The sequence below is a fragment of the Marinomonas sp. ATLA20 genome, assembly GCF_057180105.1.
The window spans coordinates 883855-897664 of the sequence record NZ_JBXUKU010000001.1; the positions used below are offsets into that span (position 1 = coordinate 883855).

Annotated in this window: 12 protein-coding genes; 4 read left to right on the forward strand and 8 right to left on the reverse strand. The window is 44.8% G+C overall.

What is annotated here, in order from left to right; genetic code table 11:
• Positions 1-53: 53 nt before the first annotated feature.
• From gpt to AC2A4J_RS04050, 3 genes are all read left to right on the forward strand, one after another.
• Entirely contained in the window at positions 54-551 is a 498-nt protein-coding gene (gene gpt, locus AC2A4J_RS04040) for a xanthine phosphoribosyltransferase (RefSeq protein WP_255827925.1), read from the forward strand.
• A gap of 232 nt (positions 552-783) precedes the next feature.
• The gene (locus tag AC2A4J_RS04045) at positions 784-1191 is read left to right on the forward strand and encodes a DUF2914 domain-containing protein (protein ID WP_484175026.1); all 408 of its coding nucleotides are present in this window, start codon (positions 784-786) and stop codon (positions 1189-1191) included.
• A gap of 51 nt (positions 1192-1242) precedes the next feature.
• The gene (locus AC2A4J_RS04050) at positions 1243-1575 is read left to right on the forward strand and encodes a DUF1904 family protein (protein WP_484175027.1); all 333 of its coding nucleotides are present in this window, start codon (positions 1243-1245) and stop codon (positions 1573-1575) included.
• 401 nt (positions 1576-1976) lie between these two features.
• Here AC2A4J_RS04050 and astB read toward each other — a convergent pair whose 3' ends face one another.
• From astB to AC2A4J_RS04070, 4 genes are all read right to left on the reverse strand, one after another.
• A complete protein-coding gene (gene astB, locus AC2A4J_RS04055) occupies positions 1977-3323 on the reverse strand; it encodes an N-succinylarginine dihydrolase (RefSeq protein ID WP_484175028.1) in 1347 nt (448 codons plus the stop codon).
• Between the two features lie 55 nt (positions 3324-3378).
• Positions 3379-4851: a succinylglutamate-semialdehyde dehydrogenase gene (gene astD, locus AC2A4J_RS04060; RefSeq protein WP_484175029.1), complete on the reverse strand. Its 1473-nt coding sequence runs from the start codon at positions 4849-4851 to the stop codon at positions 3379-3381.
• A gap of 26 nt (positions 4852-4877) precedes the next feature.
• Positions 4878-5954 carry an arginine N-succinyltransferase gene (gene astA, locus AC2A4J_RS04065; protein WP_484175030.1) on the reverse strand — a complete coding sequence of 359 codons (1077 nt, stop codon included), beginning with the start codon at positions 5952-5954 and terminating at the stop codon, positions 4878-4880.
• A 70-nt stretch (positions 5955-6024) separates the two neighbouring features.
• The gene (locus tag AC2A4J_RS04070; protein WP_484175031.1) at positions 6025-7038 is read right to left on the reverse strand and encodes an arginine N-succinyltransferase; all 1014 of its coding nucleotides are present in this window, start codon (positions 7036-7038) and stop codon (positions 6025-6027) included.
• A 155-nt stretch (positions 7039-7193) separates the two neighbouring features.
• Here AC2A4J_RS04070 and AC2A4J_RS04075 point away from each other — a divergent pair, with 155 nt between their 5' ends.
• Complete coding sequence (locus AC2A4J_RS04075; RefSeq protein WP_255827932.1) at positions 7194-7418, forward strand: DUF1653 domain-containing protein; 225 nt, start codon at positions 7194-7196, stop codon at positions 7416-7418.
• A 6-nt stretch (positions 7419-7424) separates the two neighbouring features.
• Here AC2A4J_RS04075 and AC2A4J_RS04080 read toward each other — a convergent pair whose 3' ends face one another.
• The 4 genes from AC2A4J_RS04080 to AC2A4J_RS04095 all read right to left on the reverse strand — a co-directional run bounded on the left by AC2A4J_RS04080 (position 7425) and on the right by AC2A4J_RS04095 (position 13752).
• On the reverse strand, positions 7425-8405 hold the full coding sequence (locus AC2A4J_RS04080) for a LysR family transcriptional regulator (RefSeq protein WP_484175032.1): 981 nt from the start codon (positions 8403-8405) through the stop codon (positions 7425-7427).
• A gap of 102 nt (positions 8406-8507) precedes the next feature.
• Positions 8508-11597, reverse strand: a complete 3090-nt coding sequence (locus AC2A4J_RS04085; protein ID WP_484175033.1) for an efflux RND transporter permease subunit — start codon at positions 11595-11597, stop codon at positions 8508-8510.
• Complete coding sequence (locus AC2A4J_RS04090; RefSeq protein ID WP_484175034.1) at positions 11597-12709, reverse strand: efflux RND transporter periplasmic adaptor subunit; 1113 nt, start codon at positions 12707-12709, stop codon at positions 11597-11599. Before AC2A4J_RS04090 ends, AC2A4J_RS04085 begins: the two co-directional genes overlap by 1 nt.
• Positions 12710-12846: 137 nt before the next feature.
• Positions 12847-13752: a LysR family transcriptional regulator gene (locus AC2A4J_RS04095; RefSeq protein ID WP_255827936.1), complete on the reverse strand. Its 906-nt coding sequence runs from the start codon at positions 13750-13752 to the stop codon at positions 12847-12849.
• Positions 13753-13810: the final 58 nt, after the last annotated feature.

The following is a 13810-nucleotide window of genomic DNA, read 5'->3' on the forward strand; positions in this document are numbered from 1 at the left end:
CGGCATTTTATTATTAAACATTGTAATTGATAGCGAAAAGCGTAGGAGCTTTGATGACCCCGTATTCAAAAGATTTTCCAGTATCTTGGGAAGAGTTACACAGAAATGCTCGTGCTCTGTCTTGGCGTTTGCTGGAGCAAGGCCCATGGAAAGGGATTATTGCAATTACTCGTGGTGGCTTAGTGCCTGCAGCTATTTTATGTCGTGAAATGGATATCCGCTTGATCGATACCATTTGTATTGTCAGTTACGGTGAAGATGAAAAAGGCAACGGCGCTATGAAGCAAGGCGAGCTTAACGTTTTAAAAGGCGTAGAAGGCGATGGCGAAGGCTTTATCCTGATCGATGATCTTGTGGACACTGGGCGTACCGCCGCAAAAGTTCGCGAAATGTTACCCAAAGCGCATTTTGCAACCATTTATGCCAAACCTGCTGGTAAGCCATTGGTTGATACTTTTATCACCGAAGTCAGCCAAGACACTTGGATACGCTTCCCTTGGGATATGGAATATACCTTTTCAACCCCTCTGGCTAATCGCCAAGCAAAGTAAGCATTCACTTCAGCTACATATATTATCCTGATAATAAAGTTAATTATCAATTGACACAAAAGAAACGAGCAGGCTTGCAAAATTACACAAAACTCTCGTTTCTTTTACATTTTTTTGAGCTAACTTTATAGTTATATTCATTTCAAAATTAGAGTCATAGAGCGGCGTAATAAATAGCTGTTCCGCTCACTTTTAATACAAACATTTTATATGATTACAATAGGGATTTACTATGTTGCAAATGTTAACTAAAGTTGCTTTGGCTGGTATTTTATCGTTTACGATGATATTTCCTGCTTGGGCTGAAGGTTCCGTAGCTCGCGCTCAATTTTCAACCGATGTTGTTGATCGTGAGCCTGTTGATAATATTGGCCCAACAGTAAAAGTAGAATACGGTGAAATACAGCGTGTGTATTTCTTTACTGATTTACGAGATATGTCGGGCAGCCAAGTGATTCATCGTTGGCAGCTAGATGGTGAAGAGCAAGCAGACGTAGAGTTTGATATTGGTGGCGATCGCTGGCGCGTATGGTCAAGTAAGCGACTCATGCCAGGCTTCGACGGAAAATGGAGTGTCGATGTTGTACAGGATGGGCAAGTGATTGAAACTCGTACATTTGATTATGTGGATGAAGGCTAGTAAATAAGGCATTATTTACGGCTAGCTTTTTAATATCGACTAAGGATTAATATGCCTCATGTACGTGTTCGTGGACTGGCTTTTGACGAATTGGAATCTATTGCTGATATTTTGATAGAGAATCTAGCTGAGATTACTGATACGCCTAACTCGCACTTTACTCTTGAATATCAAGCAACAACCTACCTGGCCGTCGGTGGCGCTTCTCCTGCGTATCCCTTCTTTGATGTTTTGTGGTTTGACCGAGGCGAAGACGTGAAACGTAAAGTGGCGTTAATCATCGAAGAGTTAGTTAGACCTTTGGTAGATAGTGGACAAGACATCACAGTGTTGTTCCATGATCTGCAGGAGAAGGATTACTATGAGAATGGTGAGCATTTTTGATCGATCTTTTCTCGATTACTGCACTTGCTAACACTTTGTTAAAAATAGACTCGTTTTAGCTTCGCTCGTCACATCGAGTAAAGATCTATCTCATGCCATAAAAATAGTTTTGTAGGCCTGATGAGGGAGGTACGACCGTGATCAGGCGTGTGACCCTCAATTAATTTGCCTTCAATTGGTTGATTTATATGATTTTTGGTATGAAATCACTAGCTAATCGGCTCTTTTCAAAAGTAATGCCGATAGGGTGTTTTTTAACCGTTATGTATACCGTTAACAGTCAGATCACACCTTCGTTCCTCGGTTCATCTGACCTACAAAATCGACAAAATCGTGTATTTACATAACTTAGTGTTAATCCAATGAAATACTGATACCTCGCCCCTTGGGTCGGTTCATTCCTACCTCTGAAATTCGTAGACGCTTCCCAGTTTCATGATCTGAGTTAATTCATCTAATGCGCTGCGGCTTTCGATTAATAGCTGCGGATCAGCAAGGTCTTTCTCATGCAGTTCATCTCGGTAATACTTATCTACCCAAGTATTTAAAAGCTCAAACAAGGTATTATTCATTAGAGTAGATGGATTAATCGCCGCTTGCTCAGCTTGCGTTAAAGCAACGCGAAGTCTTAGGCAAGCTGGGCCGCCGCCGTTGCTCATGCTTTGCTTGAGGTCGAAGACTTTAATCTCGTTGATTGGCGATTGGTCAGTCACTAGGCTGCTCAAATAGGCCCATACTGCGGGGTTATTTTCGCATTCACCAGGTACAACCAACACCATGTCATCGTCGCCACGGCTTAGTAGCTGGCTGTTAAACAGGTAGGACTGGATGCAGTCTTGTACGGATACGGCGCTGCTTGGTACTTCTATTAGGTGGAATTTAGACGCTCTGTCTCCCCAAGCGGTGAGTAGGTCTTGCTTCATTTTAGCTGTGTCTAAGAAGGCTTCTTGGTGATAAAAGTGCGCGTTGCGATTACCTACGGCGATGACATCGTTGTGGAAAACGCCTGCGTCTATCACGTCGGGATTTTGCTGTGCGTAAACCACTTGTTCTGTTGATAATCCATGACGACGAGCCACGGCTTGAGAGGCTTCTAAGGTGTGACGCGCTGGAAATTTAGCGGGTTTCGGTGCGCTGTTGTTGAATGCTTCCATTCCGTAGACAAAGAATTCGATGCCTTGTTCGCCATAATCATGACAAAAGCGCGTATGGTTCGCTGCACCTTCATCACCGAAGTGATCGACACTTGGCAAAGCTGGATGATGAGCGAAGTGCTTATCGTCTTTGAAGGTCGCTTGTAAAATCGCGCCTGTGGTTTCATGTTCGATGGAGCGATGGAATTTGTTGACCAAGTTTGCAGGCGTGAAGTGCACGCGATTGTCGCTGGTGTCGCCACTTGGGGAGACGGTCGCTGCATTGGCTGTCCACATGCAAGACGCAGAGCTAACCGCCGCTAGAAGTTTAGGGGCTTGCTTGGCAGCTTGCTCTAGTATGTTGGCATCGCTACCAGAAAAGCCTAAACGACGTAGTGTAGGTATGTGTGGGCGTTCGTGTGGCGCGAGTACGCCTTGTACGAATCCTAGATCCGCCAAGGCTTTCATTTTGACCAAGCCTTGCTTTGCTGCGGCTTTCGGATTAGACGGGCGTGCTGAGTTATTCAATGAAGCGACGTTACCAAAAGATAGGCCGCTGTAGTTGTGGGTTGGGCCCACTAAGCCGTCAAAATTGGCTTCTGTCGCTGTGTTCATAATTGCCTCTTGTCGTATCTGAATCTAAGTTTTCTTTGTCGTTCTCTATGGAGCACTAAAGCGTTATGCCATGGCCGAGTTTTTCGGGCATGGTTAAGCTGTCAGCTTCAATACTGGCAACTGGGTACGCGCAATAATCGGCGGCATAGTAGGCGCTGGCTCTGTGGTTGCCGCTGGCGCCTGTGCCACCGAAGGGTGCGTTACTGGATGCGCCAGTGGTTTGACGGTTCCAGTTGATGATGCCAGCACGGCTGTGTTGTAGGAACCATTCGTACTCGGCTGCATCGTCAGACAAAATGCCTGCCGATAAGCCAAATTTAGTGTTGTTCGCAATGTTCATGGCTTGATCTAGCGAGTCGTAACGAATCACGGTCAGCAGTGGGCCGAAGTATTCTTGGTCTGGTAGTTCGTCTAACATGTCGGTGGCATCGATAATACCCGGTGTCACAAAGCCAGTTTGGCTGTCGCCGCGGGTCATTTCTAAGATAGGAGAGGCTCCTAGCTTAATGAGTTTTTGGTAGGCTTGCAGCAAACCGTCGGCCGCTTGTGCAGACACCACTGGCCCCATGAATGGTTGTTCGACCGCATCGAAACGGTCGATTTTTAATGCTTTGGTGGCCGTTACTAGAGATTGCAAAATCGCATCGCCTAGTTCGCCTTTAGGTAGCAATAAACGACGGGCGCAAGTGCAGCGCTGTCCTGCTGAAATAAATGCCGATTGGATGATTTCATGTATTGCTGCGCGTTGGTCTGCGACTTTTTCAGAGACCAACAATGGATTATTGCCGCCCATTTCTAGGGCTAAGATTTTACCTGGATGCCCCGCAAAGTCGTTATGTAAAATATGACCGACCTGTGGGCTACCGGTGAAGAATAATCCGTCGATGCCTTGATGATTTGCTAAAGCAACGCCTGTTTCACGCTCACCTTGAATTAGGTTGAGTACACCAGCTGGCAAGCCCGCTTTTTCCCATAATTGAATGATTAGGTCAGACGTCGCTGGCGCTTGTTCGCTTGGCTTGAAAACGACGGTGTTGCCAGCAATCAGCGCAGGAACAATATGGCCGTTAGGTAAATGCCCAGGGAAGTTATAAGGACCAAATACAGCAACGACACCATGTGGACGATGACGTAGTCGAGCTGTTGCGCCCGGCATAGGCGTGGTTTTTTCGCCGGTTCTTTCATGGTAAGCCTGCTGTGAAATGGCGACTTTGCCCACCATGGCAGCGGCTTCGGTACGGGTTTCCCAAATAGGTTTGCCTGTTTCGCGGCTGATAACGGTCGCTATGTCTTCGCTGTGTTCTTTAACCAAGGCTGCGAAGGCTTCAATGATATTTAGGCGCTCTTCTAATGGGCGGTTCGCCCAAGTCGGGAAGGCTGCGCGAGCGGCATTGATGGCTAAATCGACTTGACCGGATGTGGCCGTGTTGGCTTGCCATACTAAACTGGCGTCTGCTGGATCGATAGAGCGGAGTAATTGGCCTTCGCCTGCTGTCCATTGACCATTAATATACTGTGCTTGTTTCATGGTGACTCCTGTTAGTTCGTGCGCATTTATCTTGAATAAGGGGATAATTCGACGATTCGAACGGGTTCTTTATTTGTGATGCAAAGTGCGTCAGCTTCTTCTTGCGTTAGGGTCATGGCGCTACCTGGTGGAATAGTGCGCTGGATTAAGATACAGCGAAAATCGGCGACCTTGGCGTTGGAAACTAGGTAGTAATTGCCCTCACTTTTGTTTTCAGTAACGCCTTCGCCCTTGCTTTCAGAGATGCCTTTTGGCTGGCCTATGTTAGCAAGGCAAAGACGGCTGTCGCGTACGGCGCGAATGTCTTGAACTCGTGCTTCTAGGCTTGGGCCGCCATCAAAAATATCGACGTAGTTTTCGTAGCGGAAACCTTCTTGCTCTAATAGGCGACGAGCAGGAATGGTATTTTGATGGACTTGTCCTAGGACCTCGCGGGCTTCAGGAGGAAGCAAGTTCACGTAGACTGGGTTGTTTGGCATCAACTCCGCAATAAACTGTTTATTACCTTGCGCGGTCAGTTCATCGGCTTCTTTGAAGTCTATGGAGAAGAAGTGGCGACCAAGACTTTCCCACAAAGGAGAAACCCCATTTTCATCACTGATGCCGCGCATTTCCGCAAATACTTTCTCGGTAAAGCGTTCTGGGAATTGTGCCATAAACATAAAGCGTGCTTTAGAAAGCAGTTGGCCGTTTTTAGAGTGACGGTAATCTTCCTCTAAAAACAGTGTGCAGATCTCACTAAAACCAGTGAAGTCGTTATTGAGGATCAGAGTCGGGATGGCATTGTGTACGCCTAATTCACGAGAGGCATGCGTAATGGTTCCTAGGTGATAGCTGTAGAATGGCTCATCTAATCCCACGGTTGCCAATATTCCACAAGTACCCACGATGTCGCCTGTTGTCGTGTCTTCAAGCACCATTAAGTAATCTTCATTGTGGGGCTTGGTAACGTTTTCTTTGTTGAAAGAACGTACAGCACCGTCGATTTTCTTTTGGAGAATGGCTTCGTCAGATACCAGAGAAGTAAAACCAATGCCGGTTTTTTCTGCTAGTCGGTAAAGTGACTTTAGGTCATTTTGACAAATAGGGCGTATGACCATCATGATGGTTTTCCTCGTGTGTAATTTAGCTGCTTTTGACGGTTATTAATGTCATGCAGATGATTTTTATTGTTTATAGTGCAATCCACTGGATGCGTTTTCCTGTCGAAATACCCAGTCGCTCTTGAGTCGTTTTTTCTAAGGCTAATCCTGCGACTTGTGGTTCAGCAGGCGCAGCGGTTACTTTGAAGTTTTCTAAATGTCCTGCTGAAATCAGGTGTATAGCGCCTTTTGATGTTTCTGTTAGCGACAGTGCTTTGTCTGTTTTTTGGTTGACGATGGTGTGTAGACTTTCTGTTCTCGCTTCAATGCTTGGGCCGGCATCAAAAATGTCCACATAACCACGGAATTCAAACCCTTCATCCAATAAAATGTCGGCACTTTGTCCTGAGTTTTCATGCACTACGCCAATAGCTTCTTGAGCGGCCTCTGGTAAGGTCGGAACATAAATCGGATAGCGCGGCATTAATTCCGCGATAAAGTTTTTGTTGCTGACACCTGAAAGATAGTCGGCTTTCTTGAAGTCCATGGTAAAAAAATGTTTCCCTAAGGCATCCCAAAAAGCGGAGTAGCCCTGTTTGTCGCTTTCTCCACGTAACTCTGCAAATATGCGCTTAGTGAAACGTTCTGGATAACGGGCAATAAAAAGCAGACGAGCTCTGGATAACAAAGACATGGCAACGGGGTTCTGGTGCGCTTTGTCGACCACCAAGGCGATGAGTCGGCTGGTTCCGCTGTAGTCATGACATAAGAAAAGGGCAGGGATGCGGTTGTGAATCTGTAGCTGTGGCGACGCGTGAACAACTTCATCAATTCGATAGCTATAAAAGGGCGTATCCACTCCGACCATGGCATCGATTCCGCAACATCCAACAATTTGTTCATTGCTGGTATCCACTAAGACAAACAAGTAGGATTCGTCGCCTGGCTGTACCACATCCGTTTGAAATGAACGACGTGACGTCGCAATTTTGTCGTTAAGGCGTTCCCTGTTTGCAGGGAAGTTTGTAATGCCTATACCTGCTTGTTGGGCAAGGCGCTCCAGTGCGGGAAGATCTGCAAAATCGACTGGTCGTACTAGATACATAGAAAATTCCTAGAAATGGGTTAGGGCCATAATATGTGAGTATTATTGCTGAGTTGTGTAGGTCGTGTAAGAGAGTAACTTTCGCATTAGCGACAAGTTCTTCTAGATATTGGATAATTATGGTCGATTTTTAAAAAGTATGAAGGGGGTTTAGTATGAAAGAGGGCGTGTATCAGCATTATAAAGGATCGCTTTATTGGGTTGAGCGAGTGGCTAAACACAGCGAAACAGAAGAAGAGTTAGTGATTTATCAGGCTTTATATGGCGACTTTGGCTGGTGGGCAAGACCGCTGAGTATGTTTCAAGAAACGGTTGAAATAAACGGTGAAAACATCCCGCGCTTTGATTGGTTGAGAGCCGAGCGCAACGCGGGAGAATGAGGTGCATCAGATCGGAGGATGCATCCAAGGTGATTCACGCATAAAGTAGATGATCTGTTCTCTTAGCCAGCGATGGGCAAGATCATTGTTAAAGCGTTCATGCCAAAAAATGTGGATAGGGTGGCGACCATTGTATTCGTCGAGTTCCAGCACTTCCGCTGGAATAGGCAATAATTTGACGGGATAAAAATGGGCTTTTTCACACATTACATTCAAGAACAAATCACCAATGGAGCGAGAGGTAACTAATGCCATGCCTCGTTTTACCGCTTGCATGGCGACCATTAAGCTGTCTGTTTCTAGATTCGGTTGTATTATGTGGCCTCTTTGTTTGAGCTTTTGTTCTGTTTTCGTAAATGAGTTGTGGTGATTACTGCGTAAATGGTGTGTGACAACCTTATGCGATAGCAAGTCTTTTACAGTGACCTCATCTTGGTGAAATAGTGGATGGGCTTCACTCAGGATGATACAGGCTTCCATGTAACCTATTAGTTTACTGCGAACATTACCAGGCGTGTCACTAATGCGCATAATGCCAAGATCCACATTGCCAGAAACCAGTTCATCCAGTTGTGTGTCTCCCCATGAGCTTATCGCCAATCGCATGCCTGGCGCCTGATATTGCAATGATGCCAAGAGTGGTTCGATAAAGTTTTCTAAGTCACCTTCATCTACACGTAGCTTAATACGGCGATCTAGATTTTTTAGATCCAGCGAGTTTGGGCTCATTAATTCAGTAAGAGAGTTTAAAATAGGCTGAATTTGGTCGTGTAATTCAGAGGCTCGTGCAGTAGGGCTGAGACCATAAGCCTGACGAGTGAATAGAGAGTCTTTAAATAACTCCCTAAGACGCTGTAAGCTTTTGCTCAGTGCTGGCTGTGTCACTCCCAGTCTTTCTGCAGCACGAGAAACGCTGCCTTCTTCCATGATAGTAACGAAAGCGACGAGTAGCTTAATATCCAGTTTTAAGATGTCGTCTAGATGCATGGTTTTCTCAGTATTGTTTAGATTTAATAACAGGAGCCTTATCAAATTAAATTGATAAGGCTCCTTACTCTAAATACAAGGTTAGCTTAGTATTCAGTCGTATTATTCAAAGTCTGCGTGATGACGATATTTGACTCGGAATAACATGGCGTAAAAGACAGGTACTGCGACCAGTGTTAGCAAGGTCGCAAAGCCTAGACCGAAAGAAATTACTACGGCCATGCCTTCAAAGAAAGCATCATACAGCAAAGGCACCATGCCAAGAATAGTCGTGATTGCTGCCATACAAACAGGGCGAACACGGCTTACAGCGGAGTTGAAAATAGCTTCATACTTCTCTGTACCTTGTTCGAGTTCGTAGTTGATTTGATCCGCCAATACGATACCGTTTTTCACTGTCATACCAGACAAACTCAAGAAGCCAAGCAACGCCATAAAGCTGAATGCCGAGTTCATCACCAGTAATCCTGTTGACACCCCAATTAACGCGAGAGGCACACAGAACCAAATGGTCAGTGGCACACGAATTGAGTTAAACAGTAATATCGTGATGATAAACATAAACAAGTAGCCCATCGGCAACGCCTTGAATATGTTTGCCTGAGCATCGGTGCTGCTTTCGTATTCGCCACCCCAATCCAATACGTAACCTGGTGGCAAGTGAATCGCTTCGATTGCACCGCGAGTACGACCAAAGATTGCCATGGCCGTTTCATCGCCCAAAATCTTAGGGTCAGCCATCACAGTGATAGTACGTTTACGGTCACGACGCTCAATGATCGGATCTTCCCATACGGTTTCAAAACCAGAGACCAATGTAGAAAGGGTCACGTAAGATCCTGACGCCGGGCTGTAAATCTGCAAATCACGAATTTGATCGATAGAAACGCGCTCGTTTTCTGGTGCTGTGCGTACGATTGGTAGTAAATCGGTGCCTTCACGGTACAAGCCAATTTGCGACCCAGTAAAGTTGGTTAACAATACATCGTCCAATTCTTTCTTGCTGATGCCTAAACGTCGAGCTTGAGCATCATTAAATATTGGGCGAAGCACCTTAACAGGCTGACGCCAGTTATCTTTAATGTTTTCAAGGCCGCCATCAGCACGGTAAATATCTTGGATTTGCGCGCTTATCTGACGTAAATGTTTAGGATCTGGACCACTTACACGCGCTTCAAGTTTCGCGCCACTGGCTGGCCCTAACTGTAGACGTTGTAGTTTTACTTCCAGCTCTGGATACTCTTCCTGCATTTTGTAATACAAGTCTTTGAGTAACCCCGGAATGACTTCTGTGCTTTCTGTACGAATGATGAACTGAGCGTAACTAGAGTTAGCCTGTTCTGCATTGTAAGTCAGCATGAATCGTAACGCGCCTTGACCCGTTGTTGATGTTACATAGTTAATACGATCATCTTTTAAAAGATCTGTCTCAATCTGTTGTACCGTATCGTAAGTGCTGTCTATGTGAGTTCCTTCCGGCATTTGAATGTCCATATAGAACATTGGGGTTGTGGAAGGTGGGAAGAAAGACTGCTTCACAAATTGGAATGCCCAACCTGCAGTGAATAAGCTTCCTACTAACAGAATGACAGTAACCCAACGGTAATGCATGGCTTTATCTAACAGCCATTTATAGCCAGTAAAGATGAAGCCTCTGTATGGATCAGCTAATTCTTCTACAGAGCCATCTTTGCTGTTGGCTTTTGTAATGGTTTCTTTGAAAAATAAATCACAAAAGAAAGGCGTTAGGGTAATGGCTGTTATCCAGCTCAGTAGCAAAGAAATCAGCAAGACATAGAACAGCGAACCAACGAATTCACCCACTGAGTCTGGGGACAAACCAATTGGAGCAAACGCTGTCACCGCAATAACAGTTGCACCTAAAAGCGGCCATTTGGTTTGTTTTACAACCGCACTGGCGGCTTGTATTTTGGTCATGCCTCTTTGCATACCGATGAGCACGCCTTCGGTTACCACGATGGCGTTATCCACCAGCATCCCGAGGGCGATGATTAAGCCACCAAGAGAAATCCGCTGTAGATTGATATGGAAGTAATCCATAACAATGAAGGTACCAAGAATGGTAAGCAGTAGGATGATACCAATCAAAATGCCAGAACGAATGCCCATGAAGACCAATAGCACTAGAATTACGATAGCAACGGCGGCAACAAGGTTAAGCAAGAAATCGGATACAGAACGTTCTACTTCTTTTGACTGGAAGTAAATTGGTTCCATGTTTAGACCAACAGGTTGTTGGTACTGTAGCTCTTCGATACGGTTTTCTAATGCTTCGCCGATTTTCACCACGTTGACACCTGATGAAAATGAGATACCAAGCAATAGTGATTTAGCGCCATTAAAATCAACAATGTGAGTTTGTGGCTCAACGTATTCACGTTTTACCGTGGCGATGTCACGTAGACGAATTAAATTGCCATCAGAAGGTGTACCAACAATTAGGTTTTCAAGTTCAGAGATGTCTTTGAATTCCCCCGTCGGACTAATGCGAATGTACTCACTGCCAACTTTGACGCGGCCAGCATTCGATACACTGTTTTGATTCGATAGCAGGGTTTCTAATTGGCTTGGTGCAATTCCCATATTGGCCATTTTAGAACGAGAAATCTCAATGGTGACTTGCTCGTCTTGCTCAGCCGCAACGGTCACTTTAGCCACACCATCGACCAGCACTAATTCACGCTTGATGTAATCAACGTAATTTTTAAGGTCTTTGTATGGATAGCCTTCGCCATTGATAGCCAACATCACGCCATACACATCGCCAAAGTCATCTAACACCATAGGGTTAGCGACACCGCTTGGAAATTGACCTTGAATATCACGGATCTTCTTACGTACTTCGTCCCAAATTTGCTTAAGCTCTTTGGCACGATAGGTGTCTTTGATCGTTAATTGAACCTTGGAATAGCCTGCTTTTGAGGTTGATGTGATTTTATCAACGTAAGGTAGGTTCTGTAGTTCCGTTTCAATCGGATAGGTCACTTCCTCTTCTACCTGTTCTGGTGATGCACCAGGGTATTGAGTGATGATTAACGCATCCTTGATGGTAAATTCAGGGTCTTCTAATTGCCCCAGATTAGTAAACGCAATGGCACCACCGACCAATAAGATCAGTGTCACCATCCAGCTTGTTACTTTACGTTGAATGAAATAAGCAGCAATATCCATTATAGACCTCGCTCACGTGTCCAAGGGCGAACGTGCATAGAATCAGTAAGACTACTTACTCCAGCGGCAACTACTTGATCACCTGCTTCAAGACCAGACGTGATTTCAATCTGATTGCCTTGTAATGATCCAAGAGTCACGACACGCGCATTCACTTTACCTGTGTCTTTGTTGAAAACCCAAACGGTGCTGTTGGATTTACCTGTGTCTATATCTTCATGGCGCATTACGGCTTCAACAGGAATAACAACATGTTTTGTCACGCCTAAAAGACGGCTTAAATCAATGTCTACGTTCGCTGTCATCCCAGGTAATAGAGTGTGTTTTGATGCGCTATTACGAGTTAGGCGAAGTGATACATCATAAGCCATGGTTGTTTGATCAGGGGTTGTATTATGTTCTTTATAGGTTCCTGACAGTTTTTCGTCTGGCGCCACATCAACAACGACATTTGGTTGGTAATCTGATTGTGTTGATTTAATGCTAACCACTAAGCTTTCTGGAACCTGAAACTCAACGTCCAAGTCCTCAATGTTTTGGATATGCATAATAGGTGCTGCAGCACTAATGTACTGGAAGTTTTCTGTTGCTACAGAGGCGATAACCCCTTGAAACGGAGCGTAAACTTTCGTGTATTGCAGTTTGTTTTTTGCCGTTTGTAATGCGTTATTGGCTTGATCTAAGGTCGCTTTGGTCGAGTCGTATTGAGACTGAGTCGTTGCGCCTTGGCGTAGTAGGTTTTGAATACGTTTAAATTGCGCTTCAGCCAGGCTTTGATTTGCTTGCGCAAGTTCGACTTCCAATTTGAAATCTTTTGGGTCAAGTACGGCGAGAAGCTCGCCTTTTTTAACGCGTTGGCCTGCGACAACATTCACTTCCATTAACTGACCACCGACACGAAAAGCGATGTCGGCTTCTTCACTGGCTTTTAATTCGGCAGGAAAGCGACGAATATTGATGGCGTCTGTTGGCTCAATCGTAATGAGTTTGACAGGTCGTACAATTTCTTTTTCCACCACAGTTTCATCTTCGTTGGATGAGCAGCCCGTTAGTAGCAGTGATGCGGCTAACGTTAGACCAATAATCGTTTTAAAACGTTTTTGGGGATTCATTCATTGCTCCGTAAAAATATAGGAAATATTTAGATGAAACTATTTTATATCTCTGAGGCTGGGATATAAACTTTTAAATATATATGAAAGATATTACCTAATTTGAATATCTAACGCAGAGCGTTATGTTTTCTTCATTATGTTTTTTCTAATTCGGCTAAAAATGTTTCCAAAATCAAATTGGCACGAGCCCCCTTGCGGGTAATGGCGGAAAACTGAGTAATGTAGTGGCATTCATTTGGTAAAATGGCGCGCATGCGACCGTCTCGGATCCATCTTTCTGCTACATGGTCTGGCAAGAAGCCGATATAACGCCCTGTTAAAATAAGGAAAGCTATTCCTTCTCGGTCAGTGGCTGTGGCGCTGGTGGTAAGGGGTTGATGTTGGGCTTTGATTTCAGGCGTCTGAGCATAAGCAGGAAGCACTGCGTCGTAGTCTTTGAGTTTGTTTTTAGTTATTTTGTCATCGGTGACGGAAAACAAAGGATGCGTGTCACTGCAATAGAGCTTGGACTCTTCTTCATAAAGGTGGTGATAATCCAAACCGCTGAGTATTTTCAAATCTGGCACGATACCCACATGCAAACGTCCATCTAAAACGCCTCGCTCTACATCCGTTGGTGGAATCATTCGAATATTGATAGCGACTTGCGGCCCTTTGTCTTTTAGGCCGGCCAAGGCTCGTGTTATTCTGGTATATGGCAGGGTAACTAGGTTGTCAGTAATACCAATATTTAACTCTCCTTTTAAGTGCTGGTGGAGGGCATTGATATTGGTTCTGAAGTCTTCGATAGAAGACAGTAATTGCAAAGTGAAATCATAGACTTGACTGCCTTCGTTTGTTAGCGAAAAACCAGAACGCCCCCTTTGACATAAACGAAAGCCTAAGCGTGTCTCTAAATCGGATATGGCAATACTGATAGCAGCGCGACTGATATTTAGCTCAACTTCGGCAGCCGAAAACCCGCCGCATTCCACCACTGTCCTATAGATCCGTAAAATACGCAGGTCTGCATCACTTACCTGACTTTGAAATTGATTCATTGTTGATCCCACCCAAGATAATTTAGTTAAGTAAATGATTAACTAAGCGTTAATAGAT

Coding starts and splice junctions, on each gene's coding strand:
- gpt (WP_255827925.1), top strand. CDS start 54: ATGACCCCGTATTCAAAAGATTTTCCAGTATCTTGGGAAGAGTTACAC.
- AC2A4J_RS04045 (WP_484175026.1), top strand. CDS start 784: ATGTTGCAAATGTTAACTAAAGTTGCTTTGGCTGGTATTTTATCGTTT.
- AC2A4J_RS04050 (WP_484175027.1), top strand. CDS start 1,243: ATGCCTCATGTACGTGTTCGTGGACTGGCTTTTGACGAATTGGAATCT.
- astB (WP_484175028.1), bottom strand. CDS start 3,323: ATGAACACAGCGACAGAAGCCAATTTTGACGGCTTAGTGGGCCCAACC.
- astD (WP_484175029.1), bottom strand. CDS start 4,851: ATGAAACAAGCACAGTATATTAATGGTCAATGGACAGCAGGCGAAGGC.
- astA (WP_484175030.1), bottom strand. CDS start 5,954: ATGATGGTCATACGCCCTATTTGTCAAAATGACCTAAAGTCACTTTAC.
- AC2A4J_RS04070 (WP_484175031.1), bottom strand. CDS start 7,038: ATGTATCTAGTACGACCAGTCGATTTTGCAGATCTTCCCGCACTGGAG.
- AC2A4J_RS04075 (WP_255827932.1), top strand. CDS start 7,194: ATGAAAGAGGGCGTGTATCAGCATTATAAAGGATCGCTTTATTGGGTT.
- AC2A4J_RS04080 (WP_484175032.1), bottom strand. CDS start 8,405: ATGCATCTAGACGACATCTTAAAACTGGATATTAAGCTACTCGTCGCT.
- AC2A4J_RS04085 (WP_484175033.1), bottom strand. CDS start 11,597: ATGGATATTGCTGCTTATTTCATTCAACGTAAAGTAACAAGCTGGATG.
- AC2A4J_RS04090 (WP_484175034.1), bottom strand. CDS start 12,709: ATGAATCCCCAAAAACGTTTTAAAACGATTATTGGTCTAACGTTAGCC.
- AC2A4J_RS04095 (WP_255827936.1), bottom strand. CDS start 13,752: ATGAATCAATTTCAAAGTCAGGTAAGTGATGCAGACCTGCGTATTTTA.